We start from the raw sequence: 26,448 nt of genomic DNA on the forward strand, positions 1-26,448 counted from the left end.
ACCTTTCGGAAACCATGAGGAAGGTAGGCTTGGCGCTTGTCTAGGCAAGAGAGGGGGGAAGGACAAGGGTGCGGAACGGGGGCCTTCTGGGCCGTCCTGCCCTGGGCCATCCGCTTGACGCGCTGGTGGCGGCGCGCGGCACGCTGTTCGTCTGGGCGCCGGTCTGCATGGCCGGTGGAATCGGCGGCTATTTCTCGCTTTCGCGTGAACCGGGGGCGGGGCTGTGGATGCTGTGCGGGCTGGGGCTGGCACTGGTGCTGGTCTGGGCCTGGTACGCGGGGCCGCGTTGGCGGCCGCTGGCGCTGGCGCTGGCGCTGGTGCTGGGGGGCGGGCTGGTGGCGGCGGCGCGCAGCCACTGGGTGGCGGCGCCGGTGCTGGGACATCGCTACTACGGGCCGGTGACCGGACGCGTCGTGGTGCTGGATCGGTCGCTTTCGGACTTCCCGCGCGTGACGCTTGATCGGGTGATGCTGTCGCGGGTCGCATCCGAGGCGACGCCGGCGCGCGTTCGCGTCACCCTTCGCGGGCGGCTGCCGGGGATCACGCCGGAGCCGGGGCAGGTGGTGATGATCACCGCGCATCTGTCGCCACCGCCCGGACCGGCCGAGCCCGGTGGTTTCGATTTTCGTCGCATGGCCTGGTTCGACCGGCTGGGCGCCACTGGCTACGCGACCAGCCCGCTGATGCTGTGGCAGCCGGCGCGCGGCGCCTGGCTGGGCCGGCTGCGGATGGATCTGGCACGCGCGATCCGGGCACGCATTCCCGGCCAGCCGGGTGCCTTCGCCGCGGCCGTGGCCACCGGCGAGCGCGGCGGGATCGCGCGTGCCACGGCCGATGATTTGCGGGCCTCGAACCTGGCGCATCTGCTGGCGATCTCGGGGCTGCACATGGGGCTGTTGACCGGTTTCGTCTTCGCGGCGCTGCGTCTGGCGCTGGCCCTGATCCCGCCGCTGGCGCTGCGGCTGCCGGCGAAGAAGATCGCCGCGGTCGGGGCGCTGGCCGCCGCGATGGCCTATCTGGCGCTGTCGGGGGGCAGTATCGCCACTCAGCGCGCCTTCGTGATGGCGGCGGTGATGCTTGGCGCGGTGCTGGCCGACCGGCGCGCCTTGACGCTGCGGTCCGTGGCCCTGGCGGCGCTGATCATCCTGTTGCTGCAACCCGAAAGCCTGACCGAGCCGGGGTTTCAGATGTCCTTTGCCGCCACCACCGCGCTGGTCGCGGCCTTCGGGGCGCTACGCGGCCGCGCCTGGCGCCCGGGGGCGGCGCCGTTGCGGGCCGCATTGGCGCTGGTGTTTTCCTCCTTCGTCGCCGGGCTCGCCACCGCGCCGATCGCCGCCGCCAGCTTCAACCGGCTGGCCGAATACGGGCTATTGGCCAATGTGTTGTCGGTGCCGGTCATGGGCCTGGTGGTCATGCCGGCGGCGGTGATCGCGGCGCTCATGGCGCCGGTCGGCCTGGCCGGGCCGGCGCTTTGGGCCATGGGGCTGGGGGCGCAGTGGATCCTGGCGGTGGCGCATTGGGTGGCGGGGCTTTCGGGCGCGGTCGTCCCGGTGGTGACGCCGCCCGGATGGGTGCTGCCCGTGCTGGCGCTAGGCGCCTTGCTGTTGATGCTCTGGCGCGGCCGCCTGCGCTGGGGCGGGGCGCTGGTGATGGCGGCTGCGCTGGCCGGCTGGACCATGGCAGAGCGCCCTGCCTTGCTGATCTCTGCCGATGGCCGCCTCGCGGGGCTGATGACGCCCTCCGGTCGCGCGCTTTCTTCGGCGACCGCGGCGGGCTTTGCCGCCCGCAGTTGGCTGGAAAACGACGGCGACGCAGCCGCCCGGGACGCCGCCGCCGCGCGGCCGGGATTCGCCGGGTCGAAGACCGCCCGGACCTTTGACCTCGGCCGCTGGTCGGGCGTCGTTCTTGGTCGCCGTGCCGCGCCAGACATGCTGCAGGCCGCCTGCCGCAAGGACGCGATCGTCATCACCGCCGCCGCCGCGCCCGGCTTTCGCGGCCCATGTCGGATCTTCGATGCCGGATCGCTTGCCCGGCAGGGCGCCGTGGCGATCAACCCCGAAGGCGACAGGCTTATCGTCCGGCGTGCCGATCAGGTCGCCGGCGACCGGCCCTGGGTGCGCATGCCGCGCCCCTATTCCCAGCGTCGCCGGGATGGCGGGCCGCCAATGTCTCGCGGCGGGGCGGCGCGTTAATAGCTGCGGATCAGGCCGACGAGGCGGCCCTGCACCTTGACACGGTCGCCCGGCAGCATCCGGGTTTCGTAATCCGGGTTCGCTGCCTCCAGCGCGATCATCCCGCCGCGGCGGCGAAACCGTTTCAGCGTGGCCTCGTGATCGTCGACCAGGGCCACGACGATATCGCCGTTCTCGGCATCTTCCTGGGCGCGGATCACCACCACGTCACCGTCATTGATTCCCGCCTCGATCATCGAATCGCCCTTCACCTCCAGCGCGAAATGCCGGGCCGCGCTGGACAGCATAGAGCCCGGCACCGTGACATGATGTGAGACATGGGCGATTGCTTCGATGGGAGTGCCCGCCGCGATACGGCCCATCATAGGCAATTCCTGGGCCTGGGCCTGGATCTGCTCGGGAAGCGGGAAATCCGTCGTCGCCGTCGCCCGGTCTCCCACGATCACACGGGGGGCGAAGGGCCGAGCAGCCGGGTGCGCACTCTCTCCGCCCGCAAGCGCTTCGGGCAGCTTGACGATTTCGATCGCCCGGGCGCGATGTGCCAGGCGGCGGATGAAACCCCGTTCCTCCAGCGCCGTGATCAGCCGGTGAATGCCCGATTTCGAGCGCAGATCCAGCGCTTCCTTCATCTCGTCGAAAGAGGGGGGAACGCCATCGGCGCTGAGCCGCTTATTGATGAAATCCAGCAATTCCAGTTGCTTGCGGGTCAACATTCGGCGGGCTCCCAATCATTTTCGTAGGGCGGTTCGATGAATGTTCTACCCGTGTTCCGGTTTTGTGTCAACCTGCCGCGGGTTGCAGAGGTAGGTACTCGACCACCTCGCCGGCCTTGCGCGGCCCGTCACCCACCGGGCGCAGCAACAGTGCATCGGCCTCTGTCAGAATGGTCAGAAGCGCGCTGTCCTGGCGCTCGAACGGGGTGATGCGGGGCAGCCCCGTGCCCGGCGACAGACGCGACCGCATGTAATGCGCGCGCGCCCCGTTGGGGCCCAGATCGCATGTCAGTTCCGCCCGCGCGTGTGCCGGGGGTTGAGCCGGAAGGCCCTGCATCGCCCGCAACATCGGAAGCATGAAGATATGACCGCAAACGATTGACGAAACAGGATTTCCTGGAAGGCCAAGCATGGCTGAACCACCAAGGCGCCCGGCCATCAGCGGCTTGCCGGGCCGCATCGCGACCTTGTAGAAGGCGCGATCGAGCCCCATGTTTTCCGCGACCTTGCCGACAAGGTCGTGATCCCCGACCGAGGCGCCGCCGACGGTCACGATCAGATCGGCGTCCTGGGCCAGATGCAGAACCTCTTGCAGCGCCGCTTCCTGGTCGGCCGCGATCGGCAGCATCCGCCCCTCGGCCCCCACGGATTCGGCCATCGCCTTGAGCGCAAAGGTATTCGAGGCGATGATCTGGTCCGGGCCGGGCGTTTCGCCCGGCATCACCAATTCGTCCCCAGTGGCGATCAGTGCCACCCGGGGCCGGCGGTGAACGGTAACCGTGGCGCTGTTCATCGCGGCGATCAGCGCCAGATCGGTGGGACGCAGGCAGCGTGGCGCGGAAAGCTGGTCGCCCACGGTGAAATCTGCCCCTGCCGGGCGGATATGAAGGCCGGTATCGAGGCGCACATCCAGACGGATCTCATCCGAAGTTCTCGTTACATCCTCTTGTATAATAACACGTTTGCCACCAGACGGAACCGGCGCTCCGGTAAAGATGCGCACCGCTTGCCCCGGATTCAGCGTTCCCGAAAAGCCATGGCCCGCACCGGATTCTCCGATCACCCGATAGCGGGCGCCGGGCTGCGGGTCGGCGTCGGCGATCGCGTAGCCATCCATGGCCGAGGCGGCAAAGGGCGGCTGGTCGCGACCCGCGACCACCGGGGCGGCCAAGACCCGGCCGGCGGCCTGGGCCAGCGGGATCTCTTCCGTGGGCAACGGCTTGGCAAGGGCCAGGACATGGGCCAGCGCCTCTTCGACTGAAATCATGGCTTTGCCTCGTAGCGTCCTGATTTTCCGCCATCTTTCAGATCCAGACGGATATCGGTCAGGACCATGGACTTGTCTGCCGCCTTGACCATGTCATAGACGGTCAGCGCCGCGGTCGAGACGGCGGTAAGGGCCTCCATCTCCACCCCGGTCTGGCCGCCAGTCTTCACCGTGGCGGTGATGCGGATGCCCGGCAAATCAGGGTCGGCGGTCAGGTCCAGCGCCACCTTGGTGATCGGCAGCGGATGACATAGCGGGATCAGCTCTGACGTCTTCTTCGCCCCCATGATCCCGGCCAGCCGCGCGACGCCCAGGACATCCCCTTTCTTCGCGCGACCTTCTATAATGAGTTCAAGGGTTTCCGGCGCCATCTTTACAGCGCCAGAGGCCACTGCGATACGCGCGGTCACCGGTTTTTCGGAGACGTCGACCATATGGGCATGGCCCTTGTCGTCGAAATGCGTCAGCGCCATCAGGAAGCCTCCGCCGGATGGCGCTCGACCGGATCGGTCAGCAACGCGCGGGTGGCCGCCGCGACATCGCGCTGGCGCATCAGGCTTTCGCCGATCAGGAAGCAGCGGGCGCCGTAGCCGGCCATGTCGGCCAGGTCCGCCGGCGTGAACAGCCCGCTTTCGCACACCAGGGTCCGGTCCTTGGGTGCGCCGCGTGACAATTCGCGCGTTACATCAAGAGATACTTCGAACGTGTTGAGATTGCGGTTATTTATGCCAAGTAGAGAAGAAGTCAATCGCATCGCGCGGGCCAGTTCGGGCGCATCGTGGACCTCGACCAGCACATCCATGCCCCAATCAGTCGCGGCGGCCTCCAACTCGGCCGCCTGGCCGTCCGAGACGCTGGCCATGATGATCAGGATGCAATCGGCGCCAAGCGCCCTGGCCTCGGCCACCTGATAGGGATCGTACAGGAAATCCTTGCGCAAGGCCGGCAGGGCACAGGCGGCGCGCGCCTGGGTCAGATAGGCGTCGGCGCCCTGGAAACTGGGGGTGTCGGTCAGCACCGACAGGCAGGTGGCGCCGCCCTCGGCATAGGCGCGGGCCAGCGCCGGCGGGTCGAAATCGGGGCGGATCAACCCCTTGGATGGGCTGGCCTTCTTGATCTCGGCGATCAGGCCATAGCCGTGGGCGGCGGCCCGCGTCAGCGCCTGTGCGAAGCCGCGCGGCGGATCGGCGTCGCGCGCCGCGGCCTCGACCTGCGACAGCGGCCGCCGGGCCTTGCGGGTGGCGACCTCTTCCAGTTTGTAGGCCTTGATCTTGTCGAGGATGGTGGACATGGGGTTCCTTCAGGGGGTGAGCGTGGCGGTGACCGGCGCCAGGGCTAGGGTGCGGGCGCGGCTGTCGCCGGCCCATTCCTTCAGGCCCTCGATCGTATCGGGTCGGGTGTGTCCAAGGACGGTGACCCGGCCCTCTTGCGCGGCCTTGAAGGCGGCGCGGTCAAGGTAGCGGGTGATCGTGAACGGGTTTTCGTCCGCGGCGTCGAGGCGGCGGTATATCCGCGCGGCGGGCAGATCGCTGACTTGCGCGATCTGATGCGCGGCATCCAGGCCGTGTGCATAGGTCAGCAGCGCCAGGCCGCGTTCGGCCAGCAGTGACACGATCTTTTGCGACAGGCCGCGGTCGGCTTCGAACCCACCCTCGGCGGAGTCGAGAACGCCGATGGCCTGCGGAACCACCTGTTGATAGCGCGCGAAGATCTTGCGCAGGTCGGCGTCGCTGGCGCTGGCGGGAATTCCGCGGGCAAGGATCACGACCTCGTGCCCCGCGGCCCGGTAAAGGCGCGCGGCGGCGGCGGCATCCGGCGCGGCGGGGTCGATCGCGAAGGTGATGTTCATCGGCAGCGCGGCCAGCTTGGCGCGGTCCAGCGTGCCGCCCGTGTCTATCAGGATGATCGAGAGCAGGGGCTTTTGCTGCGGGTTCTCGAAGCCGACGGCATAGCGCCGGTAGGCGGGCAGCGCGGCATCGTCCTGGGCTGGCGGCGTGGTGGCGTCGGGCGTCGTTTCGGACGGCGTGGTGCCTTGCGCCGCGGCGACGGTGGGCAGCCGGTCGGTGACCACGCCCTGAGTGTTCCGCCCAAAGCCCGGCTGCGGCGCCCCGGCAATGCGCGGCATCCCTTCAGCGACCTTCGGAAGCAGCGCGGACGGGCGCGGCGCCTGGTTCCGGGCGAGCGCCTCCTGGTTCTGGGGTTGGGGCCGGGGGCCAAGCCCGGTGCCGGGGCTGCCGGGCCGCAATACCAGGGGCGCTGGCTGCGCCTCGGCGGTGGGCGCGGCTTCGGGGGTTGCGGGGCCCGCGGTCGCGCGCGGTGTCTGTTTGGGCACCACAGGGGCTGGGCCGCCGCCGACCGGGGCGTTGGGCGCGCGGTCTTCGCGCAGCAGGGCGGTGGCGGCGGGCGCGGCGGTGTCAAGGCGCAGCTTGGGCGGCGCCTGAACCGGGCCGGGCGCCGACCCGGCGGGGCTTGGCGCCTGGGGCGCCCGCGTCGCGGCGGATTCGGTCACCGGCGTCTCGCCGCTCGGCGCGGCCATCGCGGCGGGCTCGGTCCCCGGCGCCGCGCCAAGCGAGGCTTCGGGGGCGGGTTCGGGCGCGGTTGCGGAGGTCATGGACGCCGCGGGCGCCCGATCCGCGCCCGTCGGGCCGGGAAGGGGCGCGGCCGCGGCAGGCGCGGCCTTGCTTGCGGCTTCGCGCGGCGCCGCGGGGGCGGTTTCCGAGACGCCCGGCATGGCGGGTGCGTTCGGCGCGGCCACCAGGGCAGGGGGCGCGACCGGGGGGGCTGCGTGCGACGCGCCCGTTTCGGGGGCGGTTCGCGGGGCAGATGCGGTCTTGGCGCCGGCGGGCGACTCGGGCACGGCGCGCATCTGCGGCGCGGGCGGCGGCGCCAGTTCCGACACCACGCTCAGCCCAAGCCCCGAGACGACCACGCCCGCAAGCGCCCCTTTTACAAAGCCACTGGCCATCCTGCCTCCACGAGCCTCTGCCGTTGTTCCCGCCCGGGCCGACGCCGGGTCTGGTGCCGCGCGTTTGCCCCGGAACGGGCCCTTCGGTCCCCGACCACCCTTGACCCCGGCGCGCGGCTCTGACCATGTATAGCGCGACACGGAACCGGGTTCACCCCCTATCGACATGGACGCGGGGCGCGTCGCGGCGACACCAGCGCCGGGCGCCGCCGCGGAAAGGGCCGCCATGCTGCTGCTGATCGACAATTACGACAGTTTCACCTACAACCTCGTGCATTTCCTGGGCGAATTGGGTACCGAGGTAAAGGTGGTGCGCAACGACAAGATCGAGGTGCAGGAGGCCATCGCGCTGCGCCCCGAAGGCATCGTGCTGTCGCCCGGCCCCTGCGATCCGGACCAAGCCGGGATCTGCCTGCCGCTGACCGCCGCCGCCGCCGAACAGGGGGTGCCGCTGCTGGGCGTCTGCCTGGGCCATCAGGCCATCGGCCAGGCCTTCGGCGGCCGTATCGTACGCCATTCCGAGATCGTCCACGGCAAGCTGGGTGAGGTGCAGCACGAAGGTGCGGGCGTCTTTGCCGGGCTGCCAAGCCCCTTCGCCGCGACCCGCTACCATTCGCTGGTGGTCGACCGCGACAGCCTGCCGCCGGAGCTGGAGGTGACAGGCTGGCTGGAGGACGGCACGATCATGGGGTTGCGCCACCGCGAAAAGCCGATCCAGGGGGTGCAGTTCCACCCCGAAAGCATCGCCTCGGAACATGGCCACGCGCTGCTGCGCAACTTCCTTGACAGCCTCAAGGTATCGGCATGAGCGACATGAAGACCTACCTGGGCATCGCCCCCGAGCGCCCCCTGACCCGCGAAGAGGCCGAGGGCGCCTTTCAGATCCTGTTCGACGGAGAGGCGACACCGGCGCAGATGGGTGGCCTGTTGATGGCGCTGCGCACGCGGGGCGAGACAGTGGGCGAATATGCCGCCGCGGCGGCGGTGATGCGGGCCAAATGCCTCAAGGTCGCGGCGCCGGCGGGGGCAATGGATATCGTCGGCACCGGCGGCGACGGCAAGGGGACGCTGAACATCTCGACCGCGGCGGCCTTCGTGGTGGCCGGCGCGGGCGTGCCGGTGGCCAAGCACGGCAACCGCAACCTCAGCTCCAGATCCGGGGCGGCGGATGCGCTGACCGAGTTGGGGATCAACGTGATGATCGGCCCGCAGGTGGTGGAAAAGGCGCTGAAGGAGGTGGGGATCGCCTTCATGATGGCGCCGATGCATCATCCGGCGATGCGCCATGTCGGCCCGGTGCGGATCGAGCTGGGCACGCGGACTCTGTTCAACATCTTGGGGCCGTTGACCAACCCGGCCGGCGTGAGGCGCCAGCTCACCGGCGCCTTCAGCGCCGATCTGATCCGCCCGATGGCCGAAGTTCTGCAGGCGCTGGGATCCGAAAAGGCCTGGCTTGTGCATGGCGGCGACGGCACCGATGAACTGTCGATCGCGGCGCCCTCGATGGTGGCGGCGTTGGAGGATGGGAAGGTGCACGAATTCACGGTCGCGCCCGAGGATGCGGGCCTGCCCACCCACCCGTTCGAGGCGATCCTGGGCGGCACCCCGGCCGACAACGCCGCTGCGCTGCGCGCGCTGCTGGGCGGCGAAAAGGGCGCCTACCGCGATGCGGTGCTGTTGAATGCCGCCGCCGCGCTGGTGGTGGCGGACCGGGCCGCCGATCTGAAGGCGGGGGTGGAGATCGCCGCCGAAAGCATCGACTCCGGCGCCGCCAAGGCCAAGGTCGAGGCGTTGGCGCTGGTCACACAGGCCGGCTGATCCGGCTGCGCCGGAGCCTCCGGCGGGAGTACTTGGGCCAAGATGAAGAACGCGCCCTAAGCTTCTTCATCTTGGAGAAAATACTCCACGGGGTCGCCATTTGGCGCGCCGTCGCCATTCGGGCTCGGACCAATGGCGCCCCAATGGCAACTTCGAGCGACAATGGCGACGGGGTGTGACCCGCCTCAGGCGTTGCCGTGGCCCGCGAAGAGGCCGGCGTCCTCGGCCGCGCGGCGGATCGCCTTGGCCTTGTTCACCGATTCCTGCCATTCGGCCTCGGGGTCGCTGTCATAGACGACACCGCCGCCCGCCTGGATGTAGAGGGTTTCGTCCTTCACCACCGCCGTGCGCAGGGCGATGCACATGTCCATCTCGCCATTGGCGGCGAAATAGCCCACCGCACCGCCATAGACGCCGCGCTTCTCGGGTTCCAGCTCGTCGATGATCTGCATGGCGCGGACCTTGGGCGCGCCCGAGACCGTGCCCGCCGGCAGCCCCGCCAGAAGCGCCGAGAGCGCATCCTCGCCCTCGTTCAACTCTCCCACCACGTTCGACACGATGTGCATGACGTGGGAGTAGCGTTCGACGATGAATTTCTCGGTCGGGTGGACGCTGCCGATCCTGGCCACGCGGCCGACGTCGTTGCGGCCGAGGTCCAAGAGCATCAGATGCTCGGCCAGCTCCTTCTTGTCGGCCAGAAGGTCGGCCTCCAGCGCCGCGTCCTCGGTCGGTGTCGCGCCACGGGGGCGGGTGCCGGCGATCGGGCGGATCGTGACCTCGCCGTCGCGCAGGCGCACCAGGATTTCGGGGCTGGCACCGATCACCTGAAAGGCCCCGAAATTGAAGAAGAACATGAAGGGCGAGGGGTTGGTGCGCCGCAAGCTGCGGTAAAGCGCGAAGGGTGGCAGCGGGAAGGGTTGCGACCAGCGTTGCGAGGGTACGACCTGGAAGATGTCGCCGGCGCGGATGTATTCCTTGGCGCGCTCGACCGCGGCCATGTATTCGGCCTTGGTGAAGTTCGAGACCGCCTCGGTGCCGGCGCTGGCGGCGCCGAGGTCGCGGCTTTCGCCCACCGCCGCGCGTTCAAGATCGCGCACCGCGTCCATCACCCGTTCCGCCGCCTGGGCATAGGCCGCCCGCGCCGAAAGCCCCGAGGAAACCCAGGCTGGCGCCACCACGGTGACCTCGCCCTTCGCGCCGTCGAGCACCGCGACGACCGACGGCCGCAGCAGCCGCGCATCGGGCAGGCCCACGGGATCGGGGTTCACGTTCGGCAGATCCTCGACCAGGCGGATCATGTCGTAGCCCAGGAAACCGAACAGCCCCGCGGCGATCGCGGGCAGCGCCTCGGGCATGTCGATCCGGCTTTCCGCGATCAGCGCGCGCAGGGTGTCGAGCGGCGGGGCGTCGAGCGGCTCGAACGCGGTCTCGTCGAACCGGGCCTGGCGGTTGATGCGGCTTTCGCGGCCGGCGCATTCCCAGATCAGATCGGGTTTCAGCCCGACCACGGAATAGCGCCCGCGGACTTCTCCGCCGGTGACCGATTCCAGCATGAAGCTGTCCTTGCGGGCACCGGCAAGCTTCAGCATCAGGCTGACCGGGGTGTCCAGATCGGCGGCCAGGCGGGCATAGACCACCTGGTTGCGTCCCGCGTTCCAGCCGGCCTCGAAGGCCTCGAAAGTGGGGATCAGTTCCAAGGCACCCCCCTACTGGAGCTGGGCGTTGACCGCGTTGATCGCGGATTGGTTGATGTTGATCCCCTGATGCGCCTGGATCGCCTGGGCGAAGTAGAGGAAGGCGTCGTTTTGCATCCCCTGTGCGCCCTGTCCGGCGATCTGGTCGCGCATCTTCTTGATGTCGGGGTCGTTCTGGGCTGGCGGCAGCACCTGGGTCAGCTTCACGATCCAGACCGATTCATCGCCCTGAAAGGCCTTTGTCTCGCCCTTCTTCATCATGAAGACGTCCTCCAGCAGACCCGGAGGGGCGTTGTCGATATAGCCCGAGCGCGTGATCGGTTCCTGCACGTCGACGGTGCCGGCCTTCGACAGATCGCCGCCCGCGGCCTGGGCCGTCTTGATGTCGGTCTGGGCCAGCGCCATCAGCGCCTTGTCGGTCTGGTCGCGGGTCCAATCCTCGGCCACCTTGTCCTTGACCTTGGCGAAGGGCTGCACCTCGGCCGGGATCGGCTTGTCCAGGCGCAACGCCACGATGCCGCCGTCGTCAAGCTGGATGATCGAGGGATAGTCGCTTTTGGTGACCTTGCGGGCGGCGTCGCGGAAGGCCTCGTAGCCGGCGATGCCGGTCGCGGACTTGGCGGTGAAGTCGATCGTGCCCAGGGTCATGTCGGTCTCCTTGGCCAGCTGTTCCAGCGTGGCGCCGCCGGCGAGAAGATCGTTCAGGTGCTCTTCCTGCGACTGGATCTTCTGCTTCGCCTCCTGATGGCCAAGCTCGTTTCGGATGTCGGTCTTGGCTGCGTCGAAGGAGGTGGTCTGGGCGGCGATGATGTTGTTCACGCGAAACAGCGCCGGGCCGACGCTGCTTTCGACCGGGCCGACGATGGCGCCCTGCTTGGCCGCGAAGACCTGCTTGGCGGCGGCCGAGGACAGCTCATCCGCGGTGACGTCGCCCAGGTCGATGTCGCTTAGCGTCAGGCCGCGTTCCTTGACCAGTTGGTCAAAGGTCGCCTGACCCGCGTCCAGCTTGGCGCGGGCGGCCTTGGCGGCGGCCTCGGCCGGATAGACCAGGCGCTCGACCAGGCGGCGCTCGGGCTTCACGTAATCGGATTTGTGTTGGTCATAATAGGCCTTCAGCTTGGCCTCGGGGATCTTCATCGTCTTGGCCACCTGATCGGGCAGAAGCTCGGCATAGGTGATGCGCTTCGCCGGCAGGCTGGTGTAGGTCTTGGGATGGGCCTTGTAATAGGCCTGAAGCTGGGCCTCGGTGGGCGCGGGGACCGGCTGGGCCAGGTCGTCGGCGCCCAGCTTGAGGATCTCGAAGCCGCGGCGCGCGCCGACATAGTGCATGATCGTGTCGATAAAGGTCGTCGGCGTGCCGAAGCCCTGGGTCACGGCATCTTGCAGGATGGTGCGGGCCATCTGCTTGCGGGTCTCGGCCTCGAATTCGCCTTCCTTCAAGCCGTTCTGCTGCAGTACGAACTTGTAGGTCTGGGCGCTGAACTTGCCATCGGCGCCCTGGAAGGCGGAGATGGCGGTGATGTCCTGGCGCAGCCGGCCGTCGCCCACCGAGATGCCGACGCGGCTGTCTTCGTCGTCAAGCGCCGCCTGCAGCACAAGCTGCTGCAACACCTGCTGGTCGAGGCCCTGCTTTTGTGCCTCTTGGAAGGTGATGTTCTTGCCCGATTGCGCCGACATCGCGCGCAGCGCGTTGCGCACCGCGCGGCCGTAGTCGTCCACGCTGATCTTGGTGCCGCCGACGCTGGCGACGGTGGTGGCGCTGCCGCCGAAATTGGTGATGCCGTAGCCGCCAAGCCCAAGCACGACCATCCCCAGCAAGATCCAGGAAATCACCGAGGCGCCTTTTCTGGGGCGCCGTTCCTCGTCGCCCCGAGGCGCCTTTTCGGTCTTGTCCCGCGTCTTTCGGCTCGCCATGCGCTGGCCTCCCAATCCGGTGCGTCGGTTGGTTCTGTAAAGGGCCAGGGGCAGGGGGGCAAGCGGTCAGGCTGGGCGCGGGCCGAAAATGCGGATTGTTGATCGCCGCGGCGCCGCGGCCTGGCCTGCCCACCCCACCCGTGCCGGGCGGGCCGCGCCTAGGGGGCGAAGGCCGCGAGGCGGGCGAACAGCTCGGCGATCCCGGCGCGGTCGATATTGGCGAAGGCGATGCGCATCTGGCGCGCGCCCTCCGCGGCGCCCTGGGGCTGGAACATGGTGCCGGGCAGCATCAGGATGCCGGCCTCGCCCACCAGCCGTTGCGCCAGCGCGTCCGAGGCGATGGGATGGGGATGTTCGGCATAGGCGAAATAGGCGCCGCAGCCCAGCAGGCGCCAGCCTTCGAGGCCGCCGAACCCGTCGCGCACGGCGGCGCGGCGGCGCAGGATCTCGGCCCGTTCGCCGGCCAGCCAATCGCCGAGATTGCGCATCCCCCAAAGCGCCGCCCGCTGGCCCAGCCCGTTGGGGCAGATCGCGACGGTATCGAGGAATTTCTCGACCTCGGCCAGGCGCGCCTTCGATGCCACGATCGCGCCGACGCGGTGCCCGGTCAGGCGATAGGCCTTGGAGAAGGAATAGAGATGGATGAAGCTGCGCCCCCAGTCGGGATCGGCGAACAGATCGTGCGGCGGGGGGCCGCCGGCCTGGGTGCGGCTGTCGAAATCGCGGTAGGTTTCATCCAGGACCAGCGCAAGGCCGCGGTCGCGGGCCAGGTCGTGAAAGGCGCGGATCACCTGCGGCGGGTATTCGGCGCCGCCGGGGTTGTTGGGGCTGACCAGCACGATCGCCCGCGTGCGCGTGCCGATCAGCGCCGCCGCCTGGTCGGGATCGGGGATCAGGCTGTCGTCCAGCATCAGCGGCACCGTGCGCACGCCCGCCATGTCGAGCCACATCTTGTGATTGAAGTACCACGGCGTCGGCACGATCACCTCGTCGCCTTCGCCCGCCAGCGTCGCCATCACCGCGCAGAACGCCTGGTTGCAGCCCGAGGTGATCGCCACCTGGTCCATCGCGATCTGGCCGCCATAGGCGCCCGACCAGTGCCGCGCCAGTTCGGCGCGCAATTCCCCAAGCCCAAGGACCGGGCCGTAGAGGTGGGCCCCGTCGTCCGACAGCGCCGCCTCGGCGATCGCCTGGCGCAGCGGTTCGGGCGGCGGCGCCACGGGGGCCGCCTGGCTGACGTTGATCAGCGGCCGGTCCCGGGCGAAGTCCACCCCCTCAAGCCAGCGCCGGGCCTCCATCACCGGGGGCGGGAAGGTCGCGGCCATGCGGGGGTTGAGCGGATGGGTCATCTGTCGGGCTCCGTCTGTTCGCGGCGACGGTAGCAGCACGCCTTCGGGTGGAAAAGGGGCGACGCAAGGGGCAGGGCGCCGGCCGCCGCCGGCGCCTTTTTGCGATCCGGGCCCGGCTTGCGGCTGGTTCCGCGTCCCCGGTGTACTGGCTGTGATGAGAACGCGGCGAAACGGGCCCGGGCGGGCGGATGGCGGGCGGATCGGACATGCGCCCCCGCGCCGATGCGCCCCCCCCGCCGATGCGCCCCGTGCCGCGCAGCCGATGGCAAGACAGGATCGTGGCATGATCACCGAGACCTTTACCCGCGTTTTTGTCGATCCCGGCGCGCTTGATCGGACGATCGCCTTCTATACCGCGCTGCTGACCGGACGGGTCACGATGCGCTTTGCCTATCCCGACGCCGGGCTTGAACTGGCGGCGGTCTCGTCCGACAGGCTCTCGGTGCTGATCATCGCCGGCACGCCGGAACGCCGCCGCCCGTTCGAGGCAACACGGTTGACGATCAAGGTTGCGCGCCTCGAACCCGTCGTCGCGGTTCTTGCCGACGCGGGATGCACGCAATTGGCGCCGGTCCGGAAAACCCCGGTCGGCCGCAAGACCCGGTTCCGGCATCCCGATGGCATGGTGGTCGAATATGTCGATCACGAACCAGCCGTGGCGGCTGGACGGGCTTGATCGACGCGGCCGGCGCGGGAAGCGGAGCCCCGCGGTGCTGGCGAGGGCGGCGCCTGGCGGGGGGGTGGAAAAGTGCCGCGGTTCTTCATATAGTCGCGCCCGGGCCGGCCAGGGGCGCCGGCAGGCGTGGGACAGAACCGGGGGATCAGATGACACGGGGCACGATCGCGGCGCTGGCCGCGGCCGGACTGGGGTTCATGGCCTGTGCCGGCAGCGCATTTCCGGCCCGTGCCGGAGGGTTCGACGATGGCTTGGTGATCTCGGGCAACGCCAGCCGCAGCAAGATCTTCCGCTCGCAGGTGCGCTTTCTCGACACCCAGCTTGCCAGCCAGTATTCGCGGTCCGGTAGCCTGAACGGCGATGCGGGGCTGGAGCCCGGGGCGCTGCAACGCTATGCGGGCCGCTACCGGGGCCGCTATATGAAGCTGGCCCGAGAGGCGGCGCGGCGCTATGGCATTCCCGAAGGGCTGTTCTTGCGCCTGGTGCAGCGCGAAAGCGGCTGGAACCACGGCGCGGTGTCCTCGAAGGGCGCGCGTGGGCTGGCGCAGCTGATGCCGGCGACGGCGCGCAGGCTGGGGGTCGACGCCCAGGATGCCCAGGAAAACCTGCGCGGCGGCGCGCGGTATCTGAAAATGATGTACGAACGCTTCGGCAGCTGGCGGCTGGCGCTGGCGGCCTATAACGCGGGCCCCGACGCGGTTGAAAAATACGGCGGCATCCCGCCCTATCAAGAAACCCGCAACTATGTGCGCGCCATTCTGGGCGGCTAGGCGGCGCGGGCCAACTGTTTCCATCTGCGCAACATCATGCGTCGATTGTTTTCCGGGCCGGAATTGACGGCCCGAAAACCGCCCCAATCCCCTGCCACTTTCATCCTGGGGAAGATTGCGAAGGGATGCGACATGCTTGATGCGACGCGCGAACCGCCGCGCTGTACCGTCACCGAGGCCGATCGGCTGGCTGATCCCACCGCGCCTTGGGCGATGATGATCCGCTGGCTCGAAACCCAGCGTCAGGATGTCTGGGGGCGGATGATCCTGGGCGCCGACACCGACCTTGCGGGCGCCGAAGGGCTTTGCCTGCTGTGGATGATCCGCTGCAAGATGGACCGCGCCAATGCGATCCGGCTGTTCTGGCGCCTGTTCCGCCCCGAACTGTATCTGCGCCCCGCCGATGCGGGCCCGCTGCCCGAGGCCGATGCCGCGACGCTGGCGGCGCTGCGCGCGATCGTCTCGCGCTTCGGGGTCAGCGCCTATCCGACCGGGCAGTTGGGCCTTGGCCGCGCCGAGGCGCGCTATTACCGGCTGCGCTTTCGCGCGGGGCTGGCGGCCCTGGGCGGACGCCGGGCGCGGCGCAACCGCCAGGCGGCCTTCGAGATCCCGCCCGCCTTCTTCCAGCCGCTGCCCGGGCGGGCGCTGGAAGCGGCGCCGACGATGCGCCCCGTGGGCCCCATGCCCGCCTGGATGGGAACCGAGTCCGAGGCCGCCTTTCACGCCTGCGGCGTGCGCCTGCGTCAGATGGTGTCGGGCGAGGCCGGACACCGCTTCGGCGCCGAGATGCGTGCCGGGCTGCGCGCCGCGCGCCGCGCGGCGATGATCCGCGTCACGGCGGGCGGCGTCACCGCCGTGGCCGCGATGGTGCAGGTCAGCGGCGGCGACATGGGCCGGCTCTTGCATCTGATCCATCTGCCGATCGGCTAGGCGCGGCTATTCGGCCGCGATCTCGATCACCGGTTCCATCGTGGCAAAGTCGTCTTCCGTCAGGTGGCACTTGATCTGATGGCCGCTGGGCAGTTTCTTGATCGGCGGCACCTCGGTTTCGCAGATCCCGCCGGGCACCTGCGATTTCCAGCGGCAGCGGGTCTGGAACGGGCAGCCCGGCGGCGGATTCACCGCCGAGGGGATATCGCCGTCCAGCACGATGCGCTTCTTCTTCACCCGCGTGTCGGCGATCGGCACCGCCGACAGCAGCGCCTCGGTATAGGGATGATAGGGGGGCGCGAAGACCTCGTCGGTGGTGCCCATCTCGACCACATGGCCAAGATACATCACCATCACCCGGTCGGCGAGGTAGCGCACGATCGACAGATCGTGGCTGATGAACAAAAGCGTGGTCTTCTCGCGGCGCTGGATCTCCATCAGCAGATCGGTCACCGCCGCCTGCACCGACACGTCAAGCGCCGAGACCGGTTCATCCGCGACCACGATCTTGGCGCCGCCGGCGAAGGCCCGGGCGATGCCGACGCGCTGCTTCTGGCCGCCCGACAGCTGGCGCGGCATCCGGTCGGCGAATTCGCGTGGCAGCTTCACCAGATCCATCAGGTCGAGCATCTTCTCGCGCCGTTCGCGGTCTGATTTGCCCTCGCCGAAAACTTCCAGCGCGCGGATGATCTGGCGACCCACGGTCATCGACGGGTTGAGCGTGTCGAAGGGGTTCTGGAATACCATCTGCACCGAGGACACGGTGTTGGTATTGCGCTTCTCGATCGGGGTGTCCTGGATTTCCTCGCCGTACAGGCGCACCCGCCCCGCGGTCGCGGTTTCCAGCCCCATCAGCACCTTGGCGAAGGTGGATTTTCCGCACCCCGATTCGCCCACGATCGCCAGGGTCTCGCTTTCGCGGGCCTCGAAGGTCAGGGTCTCGTTGGCCTTGACCACCTTGGTCTCGCCCGATCGGCCGAAAAGCGCGTTGGCCGAGACCTCGTAGTACTTGCGCAGATCGTCCATGCGCAGCACCACTTCGCCCGGCTCGGCCTTCTGATAGGTCTTGCCGGCCGCGGGCGGCGCGGCCCAATCGATTTCGGCAAAGCGCAGGCAGCGGCTTTCGTGCCGGTCGCCATGGGGGACCTCTTCCATCGGGATCGCGCCGCGGTCGCAGCGGCCTGCCTGGAAATAATCGCAGCGCGGGCCGAAATTGCAGCCCTCGGGGCGTTCATGCGGCAGTGGGAAATTGCCCGGAATGGCGATCAGCGGGCGCGCGTTCTTGTCGGCGCCGGGCAGCGGGATCGAGCGAAACAGCGCCTGGGTATAGGGATGGCGCATCTTGTCGAAGACTTCCCGCACGCTGCCGGTTTCCACCGCCTCGCCCGAATACATCACGCACAGCCGGTCGCAGGTATCTAGGATCAGCCCGAGGTTGTGGCTGATGAACAGCATCGAGGTGCCGTATTTGCGCCCCAGCTCCTTGACCAGATCGACGATGCCGGCCTCGACCGTGACGTCGAGCGCGGTGGTCGGTTCATCGAGGATCAGAAGTGCGGGCTTCGACATCAGCGCCATGGCGATGACGATGCGCTGCTGCTGCCCGCCCGAAAGCTGATGCGGATAGGATTTCAGGATGCGGTCCGGATCGGGCAGGCGCACGTCCTCGACGATCTGGCGGGCCAACGCCCAGGCTGCCTTCTTGGCCATGCCCTGGTGGATCATCGGCACCTCGGCCAGCTGCGCGCCAATCTTCATTGCCGGGTTCAGGCTGGCCATCGGTTCCTGATAGATCATCGCGATCTCGGAGCCGCGGATCTGGCGCAGTTCGGCATCCGACATCAGGTTCAGGTCGCGGCCCTTGAACTTGATGCGGCCGCCGACGATGCGGCCGTTGCGGCCCAGATCCTGCATCACGCCAAGCGCCACGGTGGACTTGCCGCAGCCGCTTTCGCCGACCAGACCCATCGCTTCGCCCGGCATCACGGTGCAGGAGAAATCCATCACCGCCGGGATCTCGCGCAGGCGGGTGAAGAAGGAAATCGAGAGGTTCTCGATTTCCAGGATCGGCTGGGAGGGGTCCCAATCAGACATCGTCACCTCCGGTGAGGGGTGTTGGGGCGGGGCCGGGGGTTTCACACCCCCAGACCCCCGTGGAGTATTTTCGCCAAGATGAAGAGCCGGTGGGGAACATCTTCAGTCCTTCAGGCTTTCTTCGCGCAATCCGTCGGCGAGGAGGTTGAGACCCAGAACCAGGCTCATCAGGGCCAGTGCGGGGGCCAGCGCCGGGATCGGATAGATCGCCAGAAGGCGGCTGCCGGCGTTGATGGTGGAGCCCCAGTCGGGGCTTTCGGGGGAAAGGCCGAGGCCGAAGAAGCCCAGCACGCCCAGGAGGATCGTGGTGTAGCCGATGCGCAGGCAGAAATCGACGATCAGGGGGCCGCGGGCGTTGGGCAGGATTTCCCACAGCATGATGTACCATGGCCCCTCGCCGCGGGTCTGGGCGGCGGCGACGTAATCGCGCGACTTGATGTCGAAGGTCAGGCCGCGCACGATCCGGAACACGGTGGGCGAGTTGACGAACACCACCGAGACGAAGACGATCATCGTGTTGCCGGGGATGTTGAAGAGATCGAGCGCGCGCGGCAGCAGGTGGAACGGCGTGCCGGGCTGGCTGAGCGTCGAGAGGTAGAGCCAGCCGCCGATTGCCAGGATCAGCGCGATCGCGGCGTTGCGAAACGCGGGCTTCACATGGAAGCGCGAATTGATCAGCACGGCCAGGAACAGGATCGGGAACAGGAACAGCACCGCCGCCATGTATTGCGGCACCCCCGATTGCACGATCTGCGGCGTCACCAGCAGGTAGAACAGCAAGATCACCGGGAAGGCCAGGATCAGGTTCGCCACGAAGCTGAGCGCGGTGTCGAACCGCCCGCCGTAGTAGCCCGCCGGCAGGCCCAGGGTGATGCCCACCATATAGGCGAAGATCGTCGCCAGCGGCGCGATGCGGATCACCACGACCGATCCCGCCACCATGCGCGAGAACACGTCGCGTGCCAGCGTATCGCCGCCCAACAGGTAATAGGGATAGCCACCATGCGCGTCGCGCAGCGCCTTTCCCGGCGTGGCGTTGCGCATCCCGGGCAGCTGCTCTAGCGGCCCATGGGTGATGATGATCGGGGCGAACAGCGCCGCGAAGACCCAAAACATCACCAGGCCGAAGCCGATCATCGCGATCGGGCTGTCGAACAGCTTGCCGTAAAGGCCGAGCCGGCGCTTGAAGAGGATCGACACCGCGAAGGTCAGGGCCAGCGCGATCCACACGGGCCAGAAACGTTCGCCCATCGCCAGGAGGATCTGCGGCCAGGTCAGTTTTTCCATGGTCAGATCCTCACGAGATGCGGATGCGCGGGTTGAGGTAGACGTAGCCGATATCCGAGATCAGCTGCGTCAGCAGCACCACGATCACCGCCACCACCGAGCAGCCCATCAGCAACTCGATATCGTTGTTCGAGGCCGCCTGGACCAGCGTCCAGCCGAAGCCCTTGTAGCTGAACAGCGTCTCGGTCACGACGACGCCGTTCAGAAGCCAGGGGATCTGCAGCATGATCACCGTGAAGGGCGCGATCAGCGCGTTGCGCAGCGCGTGGCGCAGCACCACGTTGCGAAAGCTTACCCCCTTCAGGCGCGCGGTGCGGATATATTGCGCGGTCATCACCTCGGTCATCGAGGCCCGGGTCATGCGCGCGATATAACCCACCCCGTAGATTGAGATCGTCAGGACCGGCAGGGCGAAGTTGTCGAAGGTGATATGCGACATCGCCGAGGTGGCGTTGCCCTTCAAGATCACCCCGCCCGAGATCAGCCCCCATTGCTTGAACAAGAGCGACAGGCCGGTGAAGGACGAGCCGAACAGCACGATCAGCACCACGCCCGAAACATATTCCGGCGTCGAGGTGGAGGCGATCGAGGCGACGGAAAGCGACCGGTCCAGGCGCGAGCCTTCTCGCATCCCCGCCAGCACGCCCATGATCAGCGAGGTGGGGATCATCACGATCAGCACCCACAGCATCAGCCAGCCGGTTGCGGTCAGGCGGGTGGCCAGGATCCCGCCCACGCCTTCGCGGAAAACGGTGGAATAGCCCCAATCGCCCTGCAGGATGCCGCAGTAGGTGGGGATCTTGGCGCCCTTGACGCCTTCGTAATGGCTTAGGCAGCGGCCGGTGGGCTTGCCGTCGGCATTCTTGCCGGTCCAGCCGGGCAGGACGCCCAGCCATTCGCCGTAGCGCTGCAGCAGCGGCCGGGCATAGCCGTGGCGGGCCAGCCAACTGGTGACCTGGGCGTCGCTCATGCGGACCGACGCCTGCTGCTTGGCCAGCTTTTCCAGATTGGGCTGCAGGTTGGTCAGCGCAAAGACGATGAAGGTCAGGCACAGCGCCGTCAGCAACATCGTCACCAGACGCCTGGCAAGGAACTTGAGCATGGATCGTCCACTCCCGGTCCGGGTCTTGCGGCGCGGTTCGCGCCGGGAAGGAAGGGCGGGGCCGGCGCGGCGGCCCCGCTGTCAGGCCCGGTCAGGCCTTGGACTTCCACCATTTGTAGGAATGCATCTCGAAGGTGGGATGCATCTCGGCGCCGTGGACCGTCTTCTTGTAGTGCCGGAACAGCTTGCGCCAGTAGGGCTGGATGATCACGCCCTTGTCTTGCATGATATGTTCCAGCTTGGCCATCACCGGGCGGCGCTTGTCGGCATTGTCGATCGACATCGCCTCGGCCAGAAGCTTGTCGAACTCGGGATCCGAGAAATGGGTCTCGTTCCACGGCACACCGGTCTTGTAGGCCAGCGCCAGCACCTGCACGCCGAGGGGACGCATGTTCCACTCGGTCGACGACCACGGGTATTTCAGCCAGTCGTTCCAGAAGGTCGAGCCGGGCAGGATGGTGCGCTTGACCTTGATGCCGGCGTCGCGGCACTGGGCGGCGACGGCGTCGCAGGTGGCCGATTGCCAATCGTCGTCCAGCGAGATCAGCTCGAACTCGTGATCGCCCATCTTGGCGTCGTCGAGCATCTTCTTGGCGCCCTTGGGATCGACCGGGATCGGCGGGATCTTGGCATAGGCCGGGTGGATCGGGCAGACATGGTGATCTTCCGCGACGGTGCCGGCGTTGTTGTTGCCCAGCTCCAGCAGCACCTTGTTGTCGACCGCGGTTTGCAGCGCCTTGCGCACCTTCAGATCGTCATAGGGCTTCACCGACTGGTTGAAACGCACGCACAGCGTGTTGGCGGTGGTGACCTCGGACTTGTCCCAGCCCAGCTGATCGAACAGCTTCACGAAATCGCCGGTGGTCTGGTAGGTCATGTCGATCTCGTCCGACGAGGCGGCGGCGACATAGGCCGAAGGATCGGTGCCCAGATCGATGAACTCGATCTTGTCCAGATAGGGCCCGCCGTAGACATCGGTGCCCCACCAGGGATGCGCCTTGTTCTGCTCCAGCACCTGTTTCACGCCGACCTGGTTCTCGGTCGGCTTGAACGGGCCGGTGCCGACCGGGTTCTTCGACGGATCGCCGCCACCGTAGCCCTTGTGCACGATCGCGGCCGGATAGTCGGCCATGCCCGGCACGATGGTGATGTCGGGGGCGTTGAGATGCACCTTGACGGTGTGATCATCGACCTTCTCGACCGCGCCGTCCTTCAGCTTCTTGGTCTTGGCGTCCTGGATCGAGGCCATCCGGGTGGCCATCGAATTGCCGTCGACGGTGCCGTCGGCCCAGCGGGTCAGGTTGAAGATCACGTCATCGGCGGTGAAGGGGTCGCCGTTAGACCAGGTCACGCCCTTGCGCAGGTAAAGCGTGTACTGGGTGGCGTCGGCGTTGGCTTCCCATTTTTCCAGCAACATGCCGCGGAAGCTGCCGTCGCGTTCGTATTCGATCAGGTATTCCAGCCAGCCGCGGCTGAAATTGGCCATCTGCGACCAGTCGTAGGTGCGCGGATCCTTCAGCGCCTTGGTCTGCATCTGAACCCGCAGCGTGCCGCCGTGTACGGGCTTTTCGCCCGCGGCATAGGCCGGTGCGTTCAGGCCCAGAAGGCCATAGGCCGCGGCGGCCGAAACCCCCAGCGCCGAGGTCCGCGTGAGGAATTCGCGGCGACTGATCTCTCCGTCGCGGCATTCTTTCGCGTACATTTCCGCAGCGGGATGGACCCGCGGATGAGACATGTCCGTCATCTGGTGTTAGCTCCCTGTATGGATTTCTGTTGTCCGCTCTGACGCATCGCGCGCCGATGTCCACCGCCGGTTCCGCCCGGCGTGCGTTTGCAGAGGGAATTTTCCACCACGCCATTGCGCCTCAGAAAACGCCCGCCGTCAACGCTGGACTTTGGCATATGATGTGTCGAATGCGACATCCGACCATAACAGAAACGACACCGGCGGGGAGGTCAACCCCGAGAAGTCGATGCATCTCCCGGCCGCTCCGGTGGCGGGATGGGACAGGGTGATGTGACGATCGCGGTGGGCACCGATCGCCGGAGCGGAGTCACGCGCCCCGGCGGAAGGCCGAGGGCGTCTTGCCGACGGCGTTCTGGAAGGCGCGGGTGAAATAGGCCGCCGTGGTGAAGCCCAGTGCGCGCGAGACCTCGCCCACCGGCAGGTCTGTTTCCTTCAGCAGCTTTCGGGCCTCGAACAGCACCCGGTCCTGGACGATCTCATGCGCCGAGCGGCCGCAGCACTGGCGGCAGACGCGGGTCAGATGCGTGGGCGTGACCCCCAGTGCCGCCGCGTAATCGGCCACCCCCAGCCCCGAGCGGAAATCGCGTTCCACCAGCGCGGTGAAGCGCGCCACCAGCCGCGCCGCGGCATCGGGGGCGGGCGCGCCGTCCTGGGCGGCGACCTGGCGTTCGATCCAGACGCCCAGCAGGCCCAGATGGTGGCCGGCGGCGCGGTCATATCCGGGGCGACCGCCTTCCAGCTCGCGGTGGATGTTGTCGAGGATGCCGGTCAGTTCGGCCTGGGGCTGCTGGTCGCGGATGCGCAGATGCAGCGGCGTTTCCGGCAGCGGCAGGCCGCGCGCGGCACCGAAGAAGACCGCGGTGCCGAAGACATGGGACGAGACGTCGAAGCCATGCATCACCCCGGCGGGCAGGAAGATCGCGTTGTGGGGCCCGTAGCCGCGGGTGACGCCCGAAACGGTGATCCGCCCCTGGCCGCGGGTGAACCACAACAACATCGGCTCGTTCAGCGAGCGCATCGCCTCGACCCGCCAGCGCCCATGCGCGGCCAGCCGCGGGATCGGGATCATGCGCAGTTGCGCGGGGGCGGGGTCGGCCGGGGCGCCGTCGGCGGACGGGGTGGCGGCGGTGGGCGGGTTGTTGGCGCGATCGTGCATGGGGGCCTGCTTCCGATGCGGCGCCAGATCCGGCGGTGCGGCGCGTTCAGGCGCAGGCGCGGAAGGGCGCTGGGACAGGCTTGCGGCGGATTGATATTGGGTCATTGCAGCGAATCTAGGCGCCATGGCTTCGAAGCGAAACCCGATTCTTTCGCCCGGATGGAGCATCGGCAGTCTGTTGCCACCGGGCGCGGCGGCGGCTAGGGCAGGGGCACCGCCTGCCAGTCGGACATGCGGCTGCGAAACCAGCTGCGCTGGCGTTTGGCATATTGGCGGGTGGCCAGTTTGGCGGCCTCCACGGCGTGGGGTAGCGACATCTCGCCTCGCAGATGGGCGATCAGTTCCGGCGCGCCGATCGCGCGACTGGCGGGGCGGGAGGGATCCCAGCCGTCAAGCGCGGCGCGGGCCTCGTCCAGCGCGCCCGTCGCCATCATCTGATCGAAGCGCCGGGCGATGCGTTCGGCCAGCCAGTCGCGGCCCGGGCGCAGCGCCAGGCGCGCGGCGCGCCCGGGCGGCAGCAGCGGCGGGCCGGTCTCGGCCTGCCAGACGGCCAGCCCCCGACCGGTGGCACGAAGCACCTCCCAGGCGCGCTGCACCCGCGCGCGGTTGCGGGTGTCGATCCGCGCCCGGGTTTCGGGGTCGAGCGCCTCCAGCAGTTGACCCAGAGACAGGGAATCGCCTTCGGCCCGGATCTCGGGCGGGGTGGCGGGGATCTCGGCCAGGCCCTCGGTCAGGGCCGAGAAGTAAAGCCCCGTGCCGCCCACGATGATCGGCCGCTGGGGGCCTTGCAGCAGCGGCGCGACGGCGCGCAGCCAATGGCCGACGGACCAGTCCTGATCCGCCGCCACCATGCCATACAGGCGATGCGGCGCGCGCGCCTCTTCTTGCGGGCTGGGGCGGGCGGTCAGCACCCGCCAGCAGTCGTAGACCTGCAGCGCGTCGGCATTGACGATCACCCCGCCCTGGCGCTCGGCCAGCGCAAGCGCCAGGCCGGATTTCCCCGACGCCGTCGGCCCGGCGATCAGCACAGGTTGATCGGGCGATATATTGTCGATCAATTCCAGCATGTTACAGGCCCTGTGTGATATCGCGCGGCGCGCGCTTCCGCGATGCGGTTGTTTCGTCGTTGAACCCGGCCGCGTTTTCCGACATTTTGCCGCCAAGTCAAGAAACCCACAGCCGGAGAGTTCCCACGATGCCCGACACCGCCGCGCAACCGAAGCCGAACGCCGCCAGAACGCCGGCCGGCAAGCACGGCGAGGTTGCCTACAAGCGGGTGCTCCTCAAGATCTCGGGCGAGGCCCTGATGGGCGATCAGGGCTTTGGCCTGCATCCGCCCACCGTCCAGCGCATCGCCCGCGAGGTCAAGGCGGTGCACGATCTGGGGGTCGAGATCTGCATGGTCATCGGCGGCGGCAACATCTTCCGCGGGTTGCAGGGATCCGCCCAGGGGATGGAACGCACGACCGCCGATTACATGGGCATGCTGGCCACGGTGATGAACGCGCTGGGGATGCAGGCCGCGCTGGAGGCCGAGGGCATCTTCACCCGCGTGGTCAGCGCGATTCCGATGGATCAGGTGTGCGAGCCCTACATTCGCCGCCGCGCGGTGCGGCATCTGGAAAAGAAGCGCGTGGTGATCTTCGCCGCCGGCACCGGCAACCCCTATTTCACCACCGACACCGCCGCGACCCTGCGCGCCAACGAGATGAGCTGTCAGGCGATCTTCAAGGGCACCAAGGTGGATGGGGTCTATGACAAGGACCCCAAGAAATTCCCCGACGCCAAGCGCTACGACAAGGTCACCTATGACGAGGTGCTGCAAAAGCACCTGGGGGTGATGGATGCGTCGGCGATCGCGCTGGCGCGCGACAACAAGCTGCCGATCATCGTGTTCTCGCTTGACGAACCGGGCGGGTTTTGCGGCATTCTGCGGGGCGAGGGCACCTATACAGAGGTGCATGCCTGAACCTATCCAAGGCCCGAACATGCTGCTATATGGGCGCCGGAAGACCCCGGGGGCGGCCGGGCCCCGCAAAAGCATGGGCCGGTTCGGGCGGGGACCGGTTCGGAAAATGCCCAAAGAGGCGATAAGAATAGGGATGAGCCATGTCGGATGATGCGACGGAGATTGACCTTGACGATCTAGAGCGCCGGATGGACGGCGCGCTGACGTCCTTGCGCCACGAATTCGCCAGCCTGCGGACCGGGCGGGCCTCGGCCTCGATGCTGGAGCCGGTGCATGTCGATGCCTATGGCCAGCAGACCCCGATCAACCAGCTGGGCACGGTGAACGTGCCCGAGCCGCGCATGGTGACGCTGAACGTCTGGGACAAGGCCATGGTCGGCAAGGTCGAGAAGGCGATCCGCGAAAGCGGCCTTGGCATCAATCCGGTGGTCGACGGCACCATCATTCGCCTGCCGATCCCCGAATTGAACGAGGAGCGCCGGCGCGAGCTGTCGAAGGTCGCCGCGCAATATGCGGAAAGTGCGCGCGTGGCGATCCGCAACGTGCGCCGCGACGGGATGGATCAGCTCAAGAAGGCCAAGGCCGCCGGCATGAGCGAGGACGACAACAAGATGTGGGCTGACGAGGTTCAGGCGCTGACCGACAAGCATATCGGCCTGATCGACAAGGCGCTGGAAACGAAGCAGCAGGAAATCATGCAGGTCTAGGCGACCGCAACGGGCGCGGGCGAGGCAATGACCGAGGAAGGACCACAGGTGGCCGCCAAGGATGAGACGGCAGGGACGCCGGCGGCCAGCAAATGCGC

General features: G+C 67.9%; 22 protein-coding genes. 8 read left to right on the plus strand and 14 right to left on the minus strand.

Going from position 1 to position 26,448, the window contains the following annotated elements; all coding sequences use genetic code 11:
* Positions 1-68 precede the first annotated feature (68 nt).
* A complete protein-coding gene (locus BLV97_RS08055) occupies positions 69-2,192 on the plus strand; it encodes a ComEC/Rec2 family competence protein (RefSeq protein ID WP_244520992.1) in 2,124 nt (707 codons plus the stop codon).
* Here BLV97_RS08055 and lexA read toward each other — a convergent pair.
* The 5 genes from lexA to BLV97_RS08080 all read right to left on the minus strand — a co-directional run bounded on the left by lexA (position 2,189) and on the right by BLV97_RS08080 (position 7,137).
* Positions 2,189-2,905 carry a transcriptional repressor LexA gene (gene lexA / locus BLV97_RS08060; RefSeq protein ID WP_035844426.1) on the minus strand — a complete coding sequence of 239 codons (717 nt, stop codon included), beginning with the start codon at positions 2,903-2,905 and terminating at the stop codon, positions 2,189-2,191. The two genes, BLV97_RS08055 and lexA, sit on opposite strands and share 4 nt — an antisense overlap.
* A 67-nt stretch (positions 2,906-2,972) precedes the next feature.
* The gene (locus tag BLV97_RS08065) at positions 2,973-4,172 is read right to left on the minus strand and encodes a molybdopterin molybdotransferase MoeA (RefSeq protein ID WP_035844424.1); all 1,200 of its coding nucleotides are present in this window, start codon (positions 4,170-4,172) and stop codon (positions 2,973-2,975) included.
* Entirely contained in the window at positions 4,169-4,648 is a 480-nt protein-coding gene (moaC, locus tag BLV97_RS08070; RefSeq protein ID WP_176992642.1) for a cyclic pyranopterin monophosphate synthase MoaC, read from the minus strand. The genes BLV97_RS08065 and moaC overlap by 4 nt, the downstream gene beginning before the upstream one ends.
* Entirely contained in the window at positions 4,645-5,463 is an 819-nt protein-coding gene (trpC, locus tag BLV97_RS08075) for an indole-3-glycerol phosphate synthase TrpC (protein ID WP_035844420.1), read from the minus strand. The genes moaC and trpC overlap by 4 nt, the downstream gene beginning before the upstream one ends.
* A gap of 9 nt (positions 5,464-5,472) precedes the next feature.
* Entirely contained in the window at positions 5,473-7,137 is a 1,665-nt protein-coding gene (locus BLV97_RS08080; protein ID WP_051646174.1) for a divergent polysaccharide deacetylase family protein, read from the minus strand.
* Positions 7,138-7,363: 226 nt separating this feature from the next.
* Here BLV97_RS08080 and BLV97_RS08085 point away from each other — a divergent pair, with 226 nt between their 5' ends.
* Positions 7,364-7,945: an anthranilate synthase component II gene (locus tag BLV97_RS08085; protein WP_035844429.1), complete on the plus strand. Its 582-nt coding sequence runs from the start codon at positions 7,364-7,366 to the stop codon at positions 7,943-7,945.
* A complete protein-coding gene (trpD, locus tag BLV97_RS08090) occupies positions 7,942-8,955 on the plus strand; it encodes an anthranilate phosphoribosyltransferase (RefSeq protein WP_035844417.1) in 1,014 nt (337 codons plus the stop codon). The genes BLV97_RS08085 and trpD overlap by 4 nt, the downstream gene beginning before the upstream one ends.
* 185 nt (positions 8,956-9,140) lie before the next feature.
* Here the strand turns inward: trpD and trpE are convergent, their stop codons facing one another.
* From trpE to BLV97_RS08105, 3 genes are all read right to left on the minus strand, one after another.
* A complete protein-coding gene (gene trpE, locus BLV97_RS08095) occupies positions 9,141-10,652 on the minus strand; it encodes an anthranilate synthase component I (protein ID WP_035844415.1) in 1,512 nt (503 codons plus the stop codon).
* A gap of 9 nt (positions 10,653-10,661) precedes the next feature.
* On the minus strand, positions 10,662-12,563 hold the full coding sequence (locus BLV97_RS08100; RefSeq protein WP_092164012.1) for a peptidyl-prolyl cis-trans isomerase: 1,902 nt from the start codon (positions 12,561-12,563) through the stop codon (positions 10,662-10,664).
* Positions 12,564-12,721: 158 nt separating this feature from the next.
* Positions 12,722-13,912, minus strand: a complete 1,191-nt coding sequence (locus BLV97_RS08105; RefSeq protein WP_035844389.1) for an aminotransferase — start codon at positions 13,910-13,912, stop codon at positions 12,722-12,724.
* Between the two features lie 283 nt (positions 13,913-14,195).
* On the opposite strand from BLV97_RS08105, the gene BLV97_RS08110 reads away from it, so the two are divergent.
* The 3 genes from BLV97_RS08110 to BLV97_RS08120 all read left to right on the plus strand — a co-directional run bounded on the left by BLV97_RS08110 (position 14,196) and on the right by BLV97_RS08120 (position 16,288).
* Positions 14,196-14,588, plus strand: a complete 393-nt coding sequence (locus tag BLV97_RS08110) for a VOC family protein (protein WP_051646171.1) — start codon at positions 14,196-14,198, stop codon at positions 14,586-14,588.
* A gap of 149 nt (positions 14,589-14,737) precedes the next feature.
* Entirely contained in the window at positions 14,738-15,358 is a 621-nt protein-coding gene (locus BLV97_RS08115; protein WP_081825122.1) for a lytic transglycosylase domain-containing protein, read from the plus strand.
* A 132-nt stretch (positions 15,359-15,490) separates the two neighbouring features.
* Positions 15,491-16,288 carry a hypothetical protein gene (locus BLV97_RS08120; protein WP_035844387.1) on the plus strand — a complete coding sequence of 266 codons (798 nt, stop codon included), beginning with the start codon at positions 15,491-15,493 and terminating at the stop codon, positions 16,286-16,288.
* 6 nt (positions 16,289-16,294) lie between these two features.
* Here BLV97_RS08120 and BLV97_RS08125 read toward each other — a convergent pair whose 3' ends face one another.
* The 6 genes from BLV97_RS08125 to miaA all read right to left on the minus strand — a co-directional run bounded on the left by BLV97_RS08125 (position 16,295) and on the right by miaA (position 24,741).
* Positions 16,295-18,382 (minus strand): dipeptide ABC transporter ATP-binding protein, encoded by a 2,088-nt coding sequence (locus tag BLV97_RS08125; protein ID WP_035844385.1) that lies wholly within the window; start codon positions 18,380-18,382, stop codon positions 16,295-16,297.
* 102 nt (positions 18,383-18,484) lie between these two features.
* Positions 18,485-19,669: an ABC transporter permease gene (locus tag BLV97_RS08130; protein WP_035844384.1), complete on the minus strand. Its 1,185-nt coding sequence runs from the start codon at positions 19,667-19,669 to the stop codon at positions 18,485-18,487.
* A 10-nt stretch (positions 19,670-19,679) separates the two neighbouring features.
* A complete protein-coding gene (locus BLV97_RS08135) occupies positions 19,680-20,771 on the minus strand; it encodes an ABC transporter permease (protein WP_035844383.1) in 1,092 nt (363 codons plus the stop codon).
* Positions 20,772-20,862: 91 nt separating this feature from the next.
* Positions 20,863-22,506 (minus strand): ABC transporter substrate-binding protein, encoded by a 1,644-nt coding sequence (locus BLV97_RS08140; RefSeq protein ID WP_035844405.1) that lies wholly within the window; start codon positions 22,504-22,506, stop codon positions 20,863-20,865.
* 319 nt (positions 22,507-22,825) lie between these two features.
* The gene (locus BLV97_RS08145; RefSeq protein WP_081825121.1) at positions 22,826-23,674 is read right to left on the minus strand and encodes a helix-turn-helix domain-containing protein; all 849 of its coding nucleotides are present in this window, start codon (positions 23,672-23,674) and stop codon (positions 22,826-22,828) included.
* 200 nt (positions 23,675-23,874) lie between these two features.
* Positions 23,875-24,741 (minus strand): tRNA (adenosine(37)-N6)-dimethylallyltransferase MiaA, encoded by an 867-nt coding sequence (miaA, locus tag BLV97_RS08150; protein WP_035844382.1) that lies wholly within the window; start codon positions 24,739-24,741, stop codon positions 23,875-23,877.
* Positions 24,742-24,869: 128 nt separating this feature from the next.
* Here miaA and pyrH point away from each other — a divergent pair, with 128 nt between their 5' ends.
* The gene (gene pyrH, locus BLV97_RS08155; RefSeq protein ID WP_081825120.1) at positions 24,870-25,643 is read left to right on the plus strand and encodes a UMP kinase; all 774 of its coding nucleotides are present in this window, start codon (positions 24,870-24,872) and stop codon (positions 25,641-25,643) included.
* A gap of 140 nt (positions 25,644-25,783) precedes the next feature.
* Positions 25,784-26,350 (plus strand): ribosome recycling factor, encoded by a 567-nt coding sequence (gene frr / locus BLV97_RS08160; protein WP_035844381.1) that lies wholly within the window; start codon positions 25,784-25,786, stop codon positions 26,348-26,350.
* The last annotated feature ends 98 nt before the right edge of the window (positions 26,351-26,448 follow it).

This window comes from Allgaiera indica (genome assembly GCF_900106675.1).
In the GTDB taxonomy this organism is placed as follows: domain Bacteria; phylum Pseudomonadota; class Alphaproteobacteria; order Rhodobacterales; family Rhodobacteraceae; genus Acidimangrovimonas; species Acidimangrovimonas indica.